Source organism: Bradyrhizobium sp. 63_E2_N1_3 (assembly GCF_052076005.1).
In the GTDB taxonomy this organism is placed as follows: Bacteria; Pseudomonadota; Alphaproteobacteria; order Rhizobiales; family Xanthobacteraceae; genus Bradyrhizobium; species Bradyrhizobium barranii.
Map to the genome: position 1 here is coordinate 840,504 of NZ_CP197235.1, position 13,697 is coordinate 854,200.

Below are 13,697 nucleotides of genomic sequence, written 5' to 3' on the forward strand. Positions count from 1 at the left end.
GAAGGCAGATCTCTTGAAGGCAGATGCCTTGAAGCCAGATCCCTTGAAGGCAGATCCCTTGAAGCGTTGGCTCCGGCTGTTACACTTCGTCTCGCGACGCCTCATCCTGAGACGACGCCAAGAAGACGAAGTGGAAACACCTGATGCTGCTGCCCCTGTCCGACGTGCCTCGCTGGTACGCTCAACGCAAACCGCAAGGCACGATCGCCGTCCGTCACGGGCAGGATACGCTGACATGGGACGAGCTCGAACGCGGCGCCAATCGGCGCGCACGGGCGTTCATGGCCAAGGGCGTCAAGCCCGGCGACTTTGTCGCAATCGGTTTGCCTAATGGCAACGCGTTCTTCGAGACCTCGTTTGCGGTCTGGAAGTGCGGAGCGACGCCGACGTCACTGTCGTGGCGGCTGCCGCGCGGCGAAGCCGCCGCGGTGCTCGACATCCTGAAGCCCGCGCTGGTGGTCGGCGGCGAGGCCGACTGGAACGCGCCGAACCGCCTGCCGGCGGATTTCGTGCCGGAAGGTTTTTCGGACGAGCCGCTCGATCCGCCGGTGGCTCGCTACTGGAAAGCCATGACCAGCGGCGGCTCGACCGGCCGGCCGAAAGTGATCCTCGATCATCAGCCGGCCGTGACCGACACCGTCGCCGCGCCGCCGCTCAACATTCCATTCGGGGTTTCGCTGCTCAATCCCGGTCCGCTCTACCACAATGCGCCGTTCATCGTGTCGCACTACGCGCTGTTCACCGGCGGCCAGCTTACCGGCCTCGTCAAGTTCGACGCCGAGGAGACGTTGCGGCAGATCGCACGCGAGCGCGTGCAATGGGTCAATTTCGTGCCGACCATGATGCACCGAATCTGGGCGCTGCCGGAGAACGTGCGGAACTCTTACGACATGTCGAGCCTTCAGACCGTCTTCCACATGGCGGCTCCGATGCCGCCCTGGCTGAAGGAGAACTGGATCGCCTGGCTCGGCCCTGAGCGCGTCTGGGAGCTCTATGGCGGCACCGAGCGCCAGGGCTCCTGCATCATATCAGGCACGGAATGGCTGACCCACAAGGGCTCGGTCGGCAAGATCGGGGAGATGGCGCGCTTGCGCATCGTCGGCAAGGACGGCAACGACGTCGCGCCCGGCGAGACCGGCGAGATCTATTTCCTCAACAATGACGGCAGGGATGCCACCTATCATTATCTCGGCGCCGAGCCGAAGCGCCGCGCGGACGGCTGGGAGTCGCTCGGCGACATCGGCCGGCTGGACGCCGAAGGCTATCTCTATCTCGGCGACCGTCTCGCCGACATGGTGCTGCGCGGCGGCGCCAACATCTATCCGGCCGAGGTCGAGGCCGCGGTCTCCGAATGCCCCGGTGTGCGGTCCTGCGTGGTGGTGGGATTGCCCGATCCGGAATTGGGCCAGCGCGTGCATGCCATCGTCGAGCCCGAACCTGGCGCGGACGGCCAGGCCATCGCCGACGGCATGGCGGACTTCTTGAAAGACAGGCTGAGCCGCTACAAGCACCCCGAGAGTTTCGAGATCGTCAGCGCCCCGCCGCGCGATGATTCCGGAAAAGTTCGCCGCACCCTGTTGCGCGACGAGCGCGCGGCGTGGATGAAGGAAGGGCGCGCCTTCCGGATTCGGCCGGCGAAGGCGCGGGCGCACGCCGAATAAGAAGAATACAGAAGGATTGAGACATGACGATCACCATCGCAGCGAACAGCGTGCCGAGGCCGCCGGCCGAGATCATCGAGGGTTTTCGCGGCGCGCCGACCTCGGTCATTTCAGACAATCTCGCCCGGTTGCCGGGCGCGGTCGGGCTGAAACCCTATCATCGCGGCGGCAAGCTGGTGGGGACGGCCTTCACCGTGCGCACCCGCCCCGGCGACAATCTCGCCATCCACCGCGCACTTGAACTGGTCGGTCCCGGCGACGTCATCGTGGTCGATGGCGGTGGCGACGAGACGCGCGCGCTGGTCGGCGAGATCATGAAGAACATCGCGCAGTGGCGCAAAGCCGAAGGCTATGTCATCGACGGCGCGATCCGAGATGTCGCGGCCTTCGCCGCTGACGACTTTCCCTGCTACGCCCGCGCGGTGATCCATCGCGGCCCCTACAAGAACGGCCCCGGCGAGATCAACGTGCCTGTTACGATCGGCGGCAGCGTCATCTCGCCCGGCGACATCGTCGTCGGCGATGAGGACGGCGTGGTGTCGTTCCCCGCCGCCGGCGCCGCGGCGCTGCTGGAAGCCGTCCGCGCCCAGGTCGCGCGTGAGGAGGAGACCATGAAGGCGATCCGCGAGGGCCGCTACCAGGGCTCCTATGGCAAATCCTGATCGGATCAGAATGAAGGGGAGGGCGGCTTGAGCCAGAAGGACGAATTTCACAACATCGACGATCCCAGCGATGGCCTCTTCCGCGAGCTCGCGGCGGGGCTGACCACGCGCATCTTTTCCGGCGAGCAGGCGATGCTGTCGGTGGTGACGCTGGCCCCGCATGCGCAGGGCACGCTGCATCATCATCCCGAGGAGCAATGGGGCGTGCTGCTCGACGGCTCCGCCATCCGCGTCCAGGGCGATGAGGAAATTCCGGTAAAGAAGGGCGATTTCTGGCGCACGCCCGGCAATGTGCCGCACACGATGCGCGCCGGCCCCGATGGGGCCCGCGTGCTGGACATTTTCAGTCCACCACGGCCAGAATACAAAAAAGCGGGGTCGGGCTTCGGCACGACTTAAGCGCCAAAGAGCAAAAAGCCAGGCGCAAAACCAAAGGGGAGGGGACTATGACGATCACACGACGCACGCTGCTGGCAGCGCCCGCTATTCTCGCAATCGCGCCAGCGGTGGCGCAGGCCGGCAAGATTACTCTGGTGGTGCCATTTCCGCCGGGCGGATCGACCGATGCGACGGCGCGGCTGTTGCAGGCCAATCTACAGACAAAACTCAACCGCATCGTCGTGGTCGAGAACAAGTCGGGCGCCGCCGGCGCGCTCGGCGCGGCGCAGGTTGCCAAGAGCCCGCCGGACGGCTCGACGTTCCTGGTCACCTTCGATTCCCACGCGGTGATCCCGTCCATCCTCGACAAGCCGCCGGTCGATGTCGAGCGCGAGCTGATGCCGGTGCTGCTGGTGGGCACCGCGCCCTACGTGATCGCCGCCGGCGCCGGCCGTCCCTACAAGAGCTTTGCCGACGTGGTCGCCGCCTGCAAGGCGACGCCCGGCGCGGTGAAATATGCCTCCGTCGGCATCGGCACGCTCGGCCATCTCGCCATGACGGTGCTCGGCACCAAGGCCGGCGTCGAGATCATGCACGTGCCCTATCGCGGCGGCGGCCCGGCGATGAACGACGTGCTCGGCGGCCATGTCGATCTGATCGCGGGATCGGCGGCGCTGGTCTCGGCCCAACTCGGCACCAACATGCTGCGGCCGATCCTGCAACTCGGCCGCGAGCGGCTGCCGGGCTTACCGGATACGCCGACCGCGATCGAGGCCGGCTTTCCGGACTTTGAGACGCTGGCGTGGTGGGGCGTTTTCGCGCCCGCGGGCACGCCGCCGGATATCGTCGCGGCCATGGCGACGGCGTCCAGGGAGATCCTGAGCGAGCCCGCGACCGCCGCCCAGCTCAAGGAGACCCAGCAGATGACGCTGCTGCTCCAGGACGGCGCCGCCTTCAAGAGCTTCTTCGACAAGCAGGTCGCCTATTGGGGCAAGGTGGTGCGCGAGAACAATATCAGGGCATGAGAGGCCTATTCCCGGGATTGCCATCCCGGGTCCAGTGCGCTCGCGCGGGCTTGAGCGTCAGAGCATCTTGCCGACGATCTTTGTCATATCTGCCGCCGAAAACGCGCGCAGCGTTTCGGTGCGGACATTGCCGAGTGCGCTGAGACTAAGGCTGAGCGACATCGCGGCAGCCTCATCTGGAGCCTCGAGAACGGTTACAACGTCATATCGTCCCTGCGTCCAGACGATCTCTTTCACGGTCACGCCGAACGTTTTGGCCATCTCCTTGAAGGCGTCGGCCCGCTTCGGCGAGTCCTTGACGTTGCGGACTCCCTGATCAGTGAAGCTTCCCAGCACGACATAGGTTACCATGGTCGTCCTCCCTGGTTAGAACCCAGATCCAATTCTCGCTTGAGGCAACCGCGCCGAGCTTGCCACGGCGGCTGAGACAGCGCTACTGCGCGTTGGGAACGTCAGCGGATGTGACTTATTCGGTCAGGACAACGGCCGCGCGAAACTGAGCTCATGGCCGTCGGGGTCGGTGAGATGGAAGTAGCGCTCACCCCATTCTGCATCGCGCGGCGTGGTCGACGGCTGCCATCCGGCGGCGCGTGCGCGCTCGTAGGTCCCGTCGACATCGGCGACGTAGAAGATGATGCGGCCCCACCAGGACCAGCGCTTGTCGTCCGGCTGCGCCGTCAGGTTGAGATAGCCGGTGCCGGCGCGAAAGCTGGTGAATGCGGCGGCTTCGCCGCCATACAGGAGCTCGAACCCCAGCGAACGGTAGAAGTGCACGGCGCGCCCCATGTCATGCGTGCCGAGCGTGATGGCACTGATGCTTTCGATCATGTGAGCTGCTCCGCCGAGAGGGGCCTGGAAGCGATTGTATAGCCGCCCCGTTCAGGTTGACGATGATCCGGCCCGCCTTGCGGCTGGCGAACCGCATTTTGCTCTGCTATGACGGGATCGAACCCATACCAGCGGGTTCCGCGGTCCCGTAGCTCAGCCGGATAGAGCGGCGGTTTCCTAAACCGTAGGTCGCATGTTCGAGTCATGCCGGGATCGCCAGCTTTTCGATGACTTAGCTTGATGCCGCCAGGGGCGGAGCGTGGTGGTTTCGCAACGCTACGCATCATGAGCTGATTGATCAGCAGCCTCCCAACGACATTCGTCACAACCATATTGCTTTGGGGAGACTGGCAACAGCAACGCGCCGGCAATTCGAGCCGTGCGTCGTCAGCGATCTCAGGGATTCCCAAGGTGCCGGCGAGCACGGCTCGAAGACATCACCACATCGAGCTATGGGCAGGGGTGTCGCTTGCCATCGTAGCCGAGATACGTTCCCGAAGCCGGGTCGTACGACCGATATTTTTGTTCGCAATAGGACGAGCCATCAGCGGAGTCGTCGTAATCGCCGTAGTAGCCGTCGTCGTAGCCGCCATAGTAAGGCCAGCCCGAATAGGCGCCCAGCGCTAAGGCGCCGCCAAGGCCAAGACCCCCGCCGTAAGCAAATGCGTGGCGGTAGCGATGCCGGAATCCGGCATGATGGAATTGACCGCCATGGAAGCCGGCGCCGGCCGCGACGGGACGTGGCGCATGGAAGCCGCCGGCGGCCCGGAAGTGACCAACTCCGCCGTGGAAGCCTCCGCCGCCTCCGAAGTGCCCACCACCGTGAAATCCGCCGCCGCCTCCGAAATGTCCGCCACCGCCCCCATGTCCACCGCCCCCATGTCCGCCGCCGCGCGCAGAGGCGGCCGCTCCCGGCGCCAAGGTTGCGCAAAGAGCGATCACGCCAAGCAATTTCAGTCGTTCCATCGTTTTTTCTCCAGCTACATGATGTCGGCCACGTCTCGACCTTTGCCGGACACTCATTGGCCCGAGACCTGCCGACGACTCCATGTTTGCCGGATGCGCGCTCGCCGTCTTTTCAATAGGCCGCGGATGTTTCAGCTTCGCACGTGAAGCCGGAATCCGAGCGAACAGGCCGCTGATATTGTTGACCTGAGAGCGGTTTCGTAAAACATGGGTTGAAAGTTCGAGTCGTCCCGGGATCGCCATTTTGTCATGGGCAATCGTCGCAGTTTGCCACGCTCGTCGGCGCAAAATTTGCTAGAAGCGAAAGACGTCCTTCCTGGCCTTGCCGACGTGCCGGCCACGCCTCGCTACCCCATCCGGAGACAACAATGCCTTTCGACTTGATCCTGCGCGGCGGCCGTGTGGTCGACCCGTCCCAGAAGCTCGATGCCGTGACGGACATCGCCTTTGCCGGCGGCAAGGTCGCCGCCGTCGGGACCGGGCTCAAGGCCGATCCGGGCACCGATGTGCGCGACGTCTCGCGTTACATCGTGACGCCGGGGTTGATCGATCTGCACACCCATGTCTATTGGGGCGGCACCTCGCTCGGCATCGATGCCGAGGAATTCTGCCGCCTCTCCGGCGTCACCACTGCGGTCGATACCGGCAGTGCCGGTCCCGGCAATTTCGCGGGCTTCCGCAAGCATGTGATCGAGCCGAGCCAGGTCCGCATCCTCGCCTATCTGCACGTCTCGCATGCCGGCATCTTCGGCTTCTCGCACCGGATCATGGTCGGCGAGAGCGAGGAGTTGCGGCTGATGAACCCGATCGAGGCGGCCAAGGTGGCCGATGCCAACCGCGACCTCATCGTCGGCATCAAGGTGCGCGTGGGGCTGCACTCCTCGGGCACGTCGGGGATCGTGCCGCTCGACATCGCGCTCGAGGTCGCGAACGAGGTCGGCATGCCGCTGATGGCGCATATCGACCATCCGCCGCCGAGCTACGAGGAGGTGCTGGGCCGCCTGCGTCCGGGCGACGTGCTGACCCATGCGTTCCGCCCCTTCCCCAACACGCCGGCGACCGCGCAAGGCACAGTGAAGAGGGCGGTGCTGGACGCGCGCGAGCGCGGCGTGCTGTTCGATATCGGCCACGGCAAGGGCTCGTTCGCCTTCAAGACCGCGCGCGCGATGCTCGCCAACGGCTTCTATCCCGACACGATCTCTTCCGACATCCATCAGCTCTGCATCGACGGCCCGGCGTTCGACCAGGTCACGACCATGTCGAAATTCCTGTGCATGGGCATGGAGCTGTCGGACGTCGTCGCCGCCTCGACGGTGAACGCGGCCATGGCGCTGCGGCGTCCCGAGCTCGGCAGCCTCAAGCCCGGTAGCGTCGGCGACGCCACGCTTGTTACGGTCAGGCAGGGCCAGTTCGACTATGAGGACGTCGTCGGCGAGCACCTGATCGGGGATCGCAAGATCGTCTCCGAGGGCGTCGTGATCGGCGGCCGCTGGTGGCATCCGAATTAGGGCTTTGCCTCTTCCCGTGAGAACGGGGAGAGGAAGCTACTCGTTCTTGTCTACATTCCAGAACATCGGCGTCGCCGGGCCGTCGATCACGCCGGTGAGCGATTTGCGCCAGGCGCTCGGCGCCTGGAACTGGCCGAGCGGGACGTAGATCACCTGGTCGTAGGCTTCCTTCTGCACCTCAAGCGCGATCTTCTTGCGCTCCTCGGGCGAGGTCGCGCGGGCAAAGGAATCGCGCAACTCCTCGAGCTTGGGGTCCTCGGACCAGCCGTACCAGCCGCCACTCGTGCCCTTGCCGACCATCGGGACGTTGACCAGCGGGTTCAAGGAGTCGGCGGCGCCCTGGTAGGTAAAGAACATGTTCCAGCCACCTTCCTTCGGCGGCTTCTGGATTGCCCGGCGGGTGACCACGGTCTGCCAGTCCATCGCCTGCAGATCGACCTTGAAGCCGGCGTCGCGCAACAGCTGTGCGACCACGACCGGCTGCGCCTTCAGCAGGATCTGATCGGTCGGCGCCAGGATCACCACGGGCGTGCCGTCATAACCGGCCTCGGCCAACGCCTTCCTGGCGTCCGCCATGCCGTTGCCCTTTATCAGGGTCTCGCCGCCGGCGTCGCTGGCGAGCGGCGTGTCGCAGATGAAGAACGCGCCGCACAGCTTGTAGTATTTGGGATTGCCGATCTGCGCGTCGAGCACGTCCTTCTGGTTGATCGCCAGCATCGCGGCGCGGCGGATCTTCACATTGTCGAATGGCGGATGCAGAAAATTCATCCCGCCGAACGACTGGAAGCCGAACTTGTTCAGGATGGATACGTTGATGTCCGGATTGGACTCGAGCGCGGGCAGCATGTCGAATGGCGGCGTCTCGACGAAATCGACATCGCCTGACTGCAGCGCGTTGAGCGCGGTCTGCGCGTCCGGCATCGTGATCCACTCGACCCGGTCAACCTTGGCCACCTTGCCGCCCGAGGTCCATTCGGCCGGCTCCTTGCGCGGCACATAGTCGGTGTTCTTTTCGTAGACGGCCTTCACGCCGGGCTGGAATTCGGCCGCGACGAATCTGAACGGGCCGGAGCCGATCTGCTCGGGAATCTGCTTGGTGATCGGGGTTTCAGCAAGCCGCTTGGGCATCATGAAGGCGCAGACCGACGATGGCTTGGCGATCGTCTCCAGCACCAGGCCATAGGGCTCCTTCAGCTTGAAGACGATTGTTTTGGCGTCCGCGGCTTCGATACCGGCCGTGAAGTCCATCAGCTTGCGCGCCATGCCGTCGACGCTCGTACCCCAGCGCTTCAGGGAGGCCACGCAATCCTCGGCCGTCACCGGTGCACCGTCATGCCACTTCAGGCCGTCGCGCAAGGTGAAGGTGTAGGTCAGCTTGTCCGCGGACACTGTCCAGTCGGCCATCTGCGGCTGCACCTTGAAGCTGGAATCGATGCCGAGCAGCGTATCGTAGACCATGTAGCCATGGTCGCGGGTGATGATGGCTGTCGTGAAGCCAGGGTCGGTGACGCGAAGGTCCGATTGCATCACCGCGCTCAGGGTCTTCTTTCCGGTCGCGGCAGATACAACCGACGTCCAGGCCAGAGGAAGTGCCGATGGCGCAACAGCCGCAAGCTGAAGCAGTTTCCGTCGCGAGACGTGAACCATTCGCTTCTCCTGACTTGACGCAAAACGAAACCAGATGGCGGTTGCCGAACACGGGCAGCGTATGGCGGGGAGCCACACGTGACAAGCAGGGGTTGCTTCTACCGATCTGGATTCGTTAGCGGACAAGCAAGGGCTGTGCCGCCGAAGCCGGCGGTAGGAGCAATCGTCGAAAGTCGTCGCGCTCTTGACGGACGCGCGTCAGTCGCGCCCCGCCTCCATGATCGCCTTGGCCAGCCGCGCCGGATCGGAGAAGCACAGCTCGTGGCTTCCCGGCACCTGCACCAGACGGAACAGGCCGAGCTTCTCCGAGAGCCGCGGATGCCAGGGATGGCTGTGCGGCATCGCGACGTCCTCGGTGCAGTTGATGTAGGACTTTGCCAGCGGCATCTCCGCCGGATTGGTCTTGAGCGCGATCTTGTCGGTGAAAGTCGCGAACGGATGCGGGTTGAGCACGTCATAGGCGCGCTGCGCGGTCTCGAGATCGGCATCGTTGATGAAGGCTTCGCGCCAGATCGGGAAGGGCAACACCACAGAGCTGTCGCCGCGTTCGGCCGCGATCGCTTCGAACAGCCCGATAAAGTGCGGCGGCACCATGTCGTTGAGGCATTCGCCGTTGTTGGGTACGAAGGCATTCCAATACACCAGGCGGCGAATGCGCTCGGGCGCGAGGTCGGCGACGCCGGTGATGATCATGCCGCCATAGGAATGGCCGAGCAGGACGATGTCCTTCAGATTGTTTTCGGCGAGATAGTCGGCGATCGACTGGATCGCGTCCTTCAGCCCGGTCGTCTTGGCATCGCCGGGGCGATTGCCCTTGATTGTCGGCGTATAGACCTTGTGGCCGGCGGCGCGGATCGGGGCCGCGACGGGTTCGAACTCGGCACCGGTGTGCCAGGCGCCATGGACGAGAACGTAGGTCGACATGTTGTAGCTGCTCCCGAGGGTGTGGTTAGATCGGCATGACGTGGGTCCTTTGCGGCGCTCGCGAGGCGCAGCGGACAATTCTTGTTGTGCGAAGTGTGAACCGGCCGGCCATTTTCCGCTTGGCTGGCGCTGAACCGGATTGGTCTCGGAGCGAACTGATGGAGCAGGTCACAAGCCGGCCGCGGCACGTCGTCTGGAACACCGCAGTGACGCGGCCGGACGAGCAGTTTTCCTATTACCGCGAGGCGATCTGCCAGGCATTCATGAACCTGACGCCGGAATCGGCGACGACGTCGCGCTTCCCTGCGAAGGTGGAGACGATCGGGCTCGGCGCCGGCGCAATCAACCGGGTGATGTTTCCCGAGCATACCGTCAATCGCTCGCGCGCCGATATCGCAGCATCGACCGAGAGCTGCTTCTATCTCAACTTCAAGCTGGCCGGGCGCTGCCGCATGCTCCAGGGCGACAGCGAGGTCAGCCTGTCGCGCGGCCAGGTCGGCATCGTCGACAGCGACCGCGAGGTGACGCTGCTGCACGATCGCGGTCCGATGCTGGGGGTCGCTTCGTTCTGGGTGCCGTCGCGCGCCCTGCGCGACCGGCTGCCGCCGTCGTTCGATTTCAGGGCCGAGCGCGTCTCCGACGATCCCCATGTCGGTCACCTCATCGTCGAGACCGCGCGCTCCCTCAACGCCGGCGCATTGCGGATGGCGGAAGAGGACAGCATTCGGCTGTTCGACGTGCTGCTCGATCTCGTTGCGCTCAGCCTGTCGCGCCGCTCGCGGGCGCAGACGGCGGAAGCCGCAAGCTTTGCAGACGCGACCGTGCTGGCGCTGCGCCGCGCCATTCACGAGCGGCTGCGCGAGCCGGGACTGACGGTCGCGGCGGTCGCCGGCTCCGTCGGCATCAGCGAGCGCTATGTCCACAAGCTGTTCGAACGCTCCGGCACGACATTTTCGGACTACGTGATCGATCGCCGCCTCGTGGGCGCGGCGGCCGACCTGAAGGATCCGGCATCGGGCGGCCGCGCGATCGGCGCTATCGCCTTCGACTGGGGGTTCTCCGATCTCTCCCACTTCGCGCGGCGCTTCAAGCAGCGCTTCGGCTGCCGCCCACGCGATTGGCGTGCGCGATGAACAGAGCTACAGCGACCTCGCGATCAGCAGCTTCATGATCTCGTTGGTGCCGCCATAGATCTTCTGGATGCGGGAATCGATGAAGATGCGGGAGATCGGGTATTCCTGCATGTAACCGTAGCCGCCGAACAGCTGGAGGCATTCGTCGGCGGTCTGGACCTGCTTGTCCGAGCACCAGTATTTCGCCATCGACGCCGTGACGGTGTCGAGATCCCCGGCGACGAGGCGCTCAATGCACCAGTCGACGAAGACGCGCGCAATCATCGCTTCGGTCTTGCGCTCGGCGAGCGTGAAGGCGGTGTTCTGGAAATCCATCAGCGGCTTGCCGAACGCCTTCCGTTCCTTGGTGTATTCGGTGGTGAGCTTGACCGCGCGCTCCATCGAGGCGACCGCGCCAACCGCAAGCGCGAGGCGCTCCTGCGGCAATTGCTGCATCAGCTGGACAAAACCCTGGCCTTCCTCCTTGCCGAGCAGGTTTTCCGGCGGCACCGTGACGTTGTCGAAGAACAGTTCTGACGTGTCGGAGGCATGCAGGCCGATCTTGTCGAGGTTGCGCCCGCGCTTGTAGCCGTCCGCGCCCGCGGTCTCGACCACGATCAGCGAAATGCCCTTGGCACCCACATCGCCGGTGCGCGCGACCACGACGACGAGATCGGCGGCCTGGCCGTTGGTAATAAAAGTCTTCTGGCCGTTGATGACGTAGGAATTGCCCTGCTTCTTCGCGGTGGTCTTGACGGCCTGCAGGTCCGAGCCGGTGCCGGGCTCGGTCATGGCGATGGCACCGACCATCTCGCCGGAAGCCATCTTCGGCAGCCAGCGCTTCCTTTGCTCCTCCGAGCCGTAGTTGAGGATGTAGTGCGCGACGATGGCGCTGTGCACGGAGACGCCGGTGGTGAGCTCCGGCACCGTGCTTTCGAGATCGTCGAGCACGGCGGCGTCATAGGCGAAGGTGGCGCCGAGGCCGCCATATTCCTCCGGCACGCTCGCCAGCAGGGCGCCCATCTCGCCGAGCCCGCGCCAGGCGAAGCGGTCGACCATCTTCTGCTCGCGCCATTTCTCGGCATGCGGCGCCAGATCCTTGGCCAGATATTTCCGGAACTGGTCGCGGAAGATTTCGAGCTCTTCGGTCATCCAGGAGGAGCGGTAGGACATGGTCACCTCGGTCAATGCGGCTTTCCGGCCTTGGTAGGCTGGTCGGCGGCGGCAATTATTGTGTTTTCAGGCTGCGCCGGTGACGCTACCAAGGCGGCCGGAAAACGCGTCTGTCGGGGTGTCTGATCTTGGCTGTCAAAATGCAGGAGCTCAAGCTCGACATCGAGCGCATCGGCACGGTCTCGGCGATCCTGACGCAGCCGGACAATGCGCGCGCCTGCTACGTCCTTGCGCACGGCGCCGGTACCGACATGCGCCATGCATCGATGGACAAGATTGCGGAGGGGCTCGCCGGTCGAGGCATTGCGACGCTTCGCTTCAATTTCCCCTACATGGAGAAGAGGCTGGGGCGTCCCGATCAGCCTGCGGTCGCGCATGCCGCCATCCGTGCGGCCGTCGAGGAGGCAGCGCGGCTCTGCCCCGGCTTGAAGCTCGTTGCCGGCGGAAAGTCGTTCGGCGGGCGCATGACCTCGCAGGCGCAGTCCAAGGCGCCGCTACCTGACGTCAAAGGGCTCGCCTTCCTCGGCTTTCCCCTGCACGCCGACAAAAAGCCGTCGACGGAGCGCGCCGAGCACCTGGTCCATGTCGAGATCCCGATGCTGTTCCTGCAAGGCACGCGTGACGGGCTTGCCGATCTCGGCCTCCTCAAGCCCGTGATCGCGCAGCTCGGCCCGAAGGCGACGCTGCACGAGGTCGCCGGCGGCGATCATTCCTTCGCGGTGCTGAAGAAGTCCGGCCGGACGAATGAAGAGGCCCTCACAGAGGTGCTCGATACGCTGGCGGCCTGGATCGATGAGCTCGCTTAAGGCTCAAGCGGAATAAAGCCCCTTGTCCCGCGCCTTCTGGATCGCGAGCGCGGCGATCAGGTCGAGCGTCGGCGTCGACAGGCCGGCGGTGCGGGCGAAGGCGGCGGGCGCCTTCACCAGCACGTCGATCTCCATGGCGCGGCCGAGCTCGTAATCCTGGAGCAGCGACGGCTTGTGGTTGGGGGCGGGGCCGCTGCGCGTCACGCGCTTGACCTCGGGGATGAAGTGCTGCGCGATGTCGTTAGCCTCGTTCAGCATGCGCGGAATGACCTCGGCAAAGGCCGGGTCGTCGCGCACTCCGCGCGCGGTCTGGCCGGTGAGCAGGCACAGCACCGACAGTGACATGTTGGTCAGGAGCTTTGACCAGATCGCCTCGCGGATCTCCGCCACCGGCGGCGATTCCAGCCGAGCATCGTTGAGAACGCCGCGAAGCCTGGTGATGCGCTCGCAATTGCGGTCGTCGCATTCGCCGATCAGCAGGCGGTTGCGGTCCGGCGTCAGATTCTGCACCACACCGGGCGCGGTCACCTCGTTGGAGGAGAAGACGACGCCGCCGACGATCCGCTCTTTCGGGATGCAAGCGCGCAAGCGCCCGCCGGGGTCGAGGAAGGAAATGTCGGGCGGCGTCGGATGCCGCGGCGGCAGGCCGATGCCGTACCACCAGGGAATACCGTTCTGCGCAAAGACGATCGCGGTGTCGTCATGGAGCAGCGGTTTTATGCTGGCGACCAGGCCCGTCAGCGCGGTCGCCTTGAGCGTGCTGATCACGACGTCCTGCGGGCCGAGCTGGGCCGCATCGCCGGAGGCGTTCACCTTGGCGGTGACCTCGGAATCGCCGACGCGCAGCTTCAGGCCATTGGCGCGGACCGCCTCCAGATGGGCGCCGCGCATCACGCACGAGACCTCATGGCCGGCGCGGGCCAGCCTGACCGCGATATGGCTGCCGACGGCGCCCGCGCCGAAAATGCAGATGCGCATGGTGTGATGTCCCGTCCCTGATCCCGTGA

Annotated in this window: 15 protein-coding genes and 1 tRNA gene; 9 read left to right on the forward strand and 7 right to left on the reverse strand. The window is 64.9% G+C overall.

All coding sequences use genetic code 11. The features are described 5' to 3' along the window. The first annotated feature begins 143 nt into the window (after nucleotides 1-143). From AB7531_RS03860 to AB7531_RS03875, 4 genes are read left to right on the forward strand one after another with little or no spacing between them, the layout of a single operon-like run. On the forward strand, nucleotides 144-1,661 hold the full coding sequence (locus AB7531_RS03860; RefSeq protein WP_231143797.1) for an AMP-binding protein: 1,518 nt from the start codon (nucleotides 144-146) through the stop codon (nucleotides 1,659-1,661). Between the two features lie 23 nt (nucleotides 1,662-1,684). Beyond that, complete coding sequence (locus tag AB7531_RS03865; RefSeq protein WP_063980662.1) at nucleotides 1,685-2,323, forward strand: RraA family protein; 639 nt, start codon at nucleotides 1,685-1,687, stop codon at nucleotides 2,321-2,323. A 27-nt stretch (nucleotides 2,324-2,350) separates the two neighbouring features. Further along, nucleotides 2,351-2,722 (forward strand): dimethylsulfonioproprionate lyase family protein, encoded by a 372-nt coding sequence (locus AB7531_RS03870; protein ID WP_063980663.1) that lies wholly within the window; start codon nucleotides 2,351-2,353, stop codon nucleotides 2,720-2,722. Nucleotides 2,723-2,769: 47 nt separating this feature from the next. Next, the gene (locus AB7531_RS03875) at nucleotides 2,770-3,726 is read left to right on the forward strand and encodes a tripartite tricarboxylate transporter substrate-binding protein (protein WP_441279903.1); all 957 of its coding nucleotides are present in this window, start codon (nucleotides 2,770-2,772) and stop codon (nucleotides 3,724-3,726) included. A 57-nt stretch (nucleotides 3,727-3,783) separates the two neighbouring features. Here the strand turns inward: AB7531_RS03875 and AB7531_RS03880 are convergent, their stop codons facing one another. Both AB7531_RS03880 and AB7531_RS03885 read right to left on the reverse strand, forming a co-directional pair. Further along, on the reverse strand, nucleotides 3,784-4,077 hold the full coding sequence (locus AB7531_RS03880; protein WP_063980665.1) for a GYD domain-containing protein: 294 nt from the start codon (nucleotides 4,075-4,077) through the stop codon (nucleotides 3,784-3,786). A 123-nt stretch (nucleotides 4,078-4,200) separates the two neighbouring features. Further along, nucleotides 4,201-4,554, reverse strand: coding sequence for a VOC family protein (locus AB7531_RS03885; protein WP_063980666.1), 354 nt, complete (start codon nucleotides 4,552-4,554; stop codon nucleotides 4,201-4,203). Nucleotides 4,555-4,696: 142 nt separating this feature from the next. Between AB7531_RS03885 and AB7531_RS03890 the strand changes: the two genes are divergently transcribed. Further along, nucleotides 4,697-4,773: transfer RNA gene (locus AB7531_RS03890), tRNA-Arg, on the forward strand. A gap of 231 nt (nucleotides 4,774-5,004) precedes the next feature. Here AB7531_RS03890 and AB7531_RS03895 read toward each other — a convergent pair. After that, complete coding sequence (locus AB7531_RS03895) at nucleotides 5,005-5,175, reverse strand: BA14K family protein (RefSeq protein ID WP_231145450.1); 171 nt, start codon at nucleotides 5,173-5,175, stop codon at nucleotides 5,005-5,007. Between the two features lie 72 nt (nucleotides 5,176-5,247). Between AB7531_RS03895 and AB7531_RS03900 the strand changes: the two genes are divergently transcribed. Together AB7531_RS03900 and AB7531_RS03905 are read left to right on the forward strand one after the other, a co-directional pair. Then, nucleotides 5,248-5,667 carry a hypothetical protein gene (locus AB7531_RS03900; protein ID WP_231145503.1) on the forward strand — a complete coding sequence of 140 codons (420 nt, stop codon included), beginning with the start codon at nucleotides 5,248-5,250 and terminating at the stop codon, nucleotides 5,665-5,667. A gap of 221 nt (nucleotides 5,668-5,888) precedes the next feature. Beyond that, nucleotides 5,889-7,028 carry an amidohydrolase/deacetylase family metallohydrolase gene (locus AB7531_RS03905; RefSeq protein WP_063980668.1) on the forward strand — a complete coding sequence of 380 codons (1,140 nt, stop codon included), beginning with the start codon at nucleotides 5,889-5,891 and terminating at the stop codon, nucleotides 7,026-7,028. A 36-nt stretch (nucleotides 7,029-7,064) separates the two neighbouring features. Here AB7531_RS03905 and AB7531_RS03910 read toward each other — a convergent pair whose 3' ends face one another. Together AB7531_RS03910 and AB7531_RS03915 are read right to left on the reverse strand one after the other, a co-directional pair. After that, nucleotides 7,065-8,675, reverse strand: a complete 1,611-nt coding sequence (locus tag AB7531_RS03910) for an ABC transporter substrate-binding protein (RefSeq protein WP_441279904.1) — start codon at nucleotides 8,673-8,675, stop codon at nucleotides 7,065-7,067. 198 nt (nucleotides 8,676-8,873) lie between these two features. Further along, complete coding sequence (locus tag AB7531_RS03915) at nucleotides 8,874-9,599, reverse strand: alpha/beta fold hydrolase (RefSeq protein WP_063980670.1); 726 nt, start codon at nucleotides 9,597-9,599, stop codon at nucleotides 8,874-8,876. Nucleotides 9,600-9,757: 158 nt separating this feature from the next. Between AB7531_RS03915 and AB7531_RS03920 the strand changes: the two genes are divergently transcribed. Then, on the forward strand, nucleotides 9,758-10,732 hold the full coding sequence (locus AB7531_RS03920) for a helix-turn-helix domain-containing protein (protein ID WP_063980671.1): 975 nt from the start codon (nucleotides 9,758-9,760) through the stop codon (nucleotides 10,730-10,732). Nucleotides 10,733-10,738: 6 nt separating this feature from the next. Here the strand turns inward: AB7531_RS03920 and AB7531_RS03925 are convergent, their stop codons facing one another. Beyond that, nucleotides 10,739-11,884: an acyl-CoA dehydrogenase family protein gene (locus tag AB7531_RS03925; RefSeq protein WP_063980672.1), complete on the reverse strand. Its 1,146-nt coding sequence runs from the start codon at nucleotides 11,882-11,884 to the stop codon at nucleotides 10,739-10,741. 128 nt (nucleotides 11,885-12,012) lie between these two features. Between AB7531_RS03925 and AB7531_RS03930 the strand changes: the two genes are divergently transcribed. Further along, nucleotides 12,013-12,690: an alpha/beta hydrolase family protein gene (locus tag AB7531_RS03930; RefSeq protein WP_063980673.1), complete on the forward strand. Its 678-nt coding sequence runs from the start codon at nucleotides 12,013-12,015 to the stop codon at nucleotides 12,688-12,690. A 3-nt stretch (nucleotides 12,691-12,693) separates the two neighbouring features. Here AB7531_RS03930 and AB7531_RS03935 read toward each other — a convergent pair whose 3' ends face one another. Further along, nucleotides 12,694-13,668 (reverse strand): 2-dehydropantoate 2-reductase, encoded by a 975-nt coding sequence (locus AB7531_RS03935; protein WP_063986031.1) that lies wholly within the window; start codon nucleotides 13,666-13,668, stop codon nucleotides 12,694-12,696. Between the last annotated feature and the right edge of the window lie 29 nt (nucleotides 13,669-13,697).

Coding starts and splice junctions, on each gene's coding strand:
- AB7531_RS03860 (WP_231143797.1), top strand. CDS start 144: ATGCTGCTGCCCCTGTCCGACGTGCCTCGCTGGTACGCTCAACGCAAA.
- AB7531_RS03900 (WP_231145503.1), top strand. CDS start 5,248: ATGATGGAATTGACCGCCATGGAAGCCGGCGCCGGCCGCGACGGGACG.
- AB7531_RS03865 (WP_063980662.1), top strand. CDS start 1,685: ATGACGATCACCATCGCAGCGAACAGCGTGCCGAGGCCGCCGGCCGAG.
- AB7531_RS03935 (WP_063986031.1), bottom strand. CDS start 13,668: ATGCGCATCTGCATTTTCGGCGCGGGCGCCGTCGGCAGCCATATCGCG.
- AB7531_RS03875 (WP_441279903.1), top strand. CDS start 2,770: ATGACGATCACACGACGCACGCTGCTGGCAGCGCCCGCTATTCTCGCA.
- AB7531_RS03880 (WP_063980665.1), bottom strand. CDS start 4,077: ATGGTAACCTATGTCGTGCTGGGAAGCTTCACTGATCAGGGAGTCCGC.
- AB7531_RS03910 (WP_441279904.1), bottom strand. CDS start 8,675: ATGGTTCACGTCTCGCGACGGAAACTGCTTCAGCTTGCGGCTGTTGCG.
- AB7531_RS03925 (WP_063980672.1), bottom strand. CDS start 11,884: ATGTCCTACCGCTCCTCCTGGATGACCGAAGAGCTCGAAATCTTCCGC.
- AB7531_RS03915 (WP_063980670.1), bottom strand. CDS start 9,599: ATGTCGACCTACGTTCTCGTCCATGGCGCCTGGCACACCGGTGCCGAG.
- AB7531_RS03920 (WP_063980671.1), top strand. CDS start 9,758: ATGGAGCAGGTCACAAGCCGGCCGCGGCACGTCGTCTGGAACACCGCA.
- AB7531_RS03905 (WP_063980668.1), top strand. CDS start 5,889: ATGCCTTTCGACTTGATCCTGCGCGGCGGCCGTGTGGTCGACCCGTCC.
- AB7531_RS03885 (WP_063980666.1), bottom strand. CDS start 4,554: ATGATCGAAAGCATCAGTGCCATCACGCTCGGCACGCATGACATGGGG.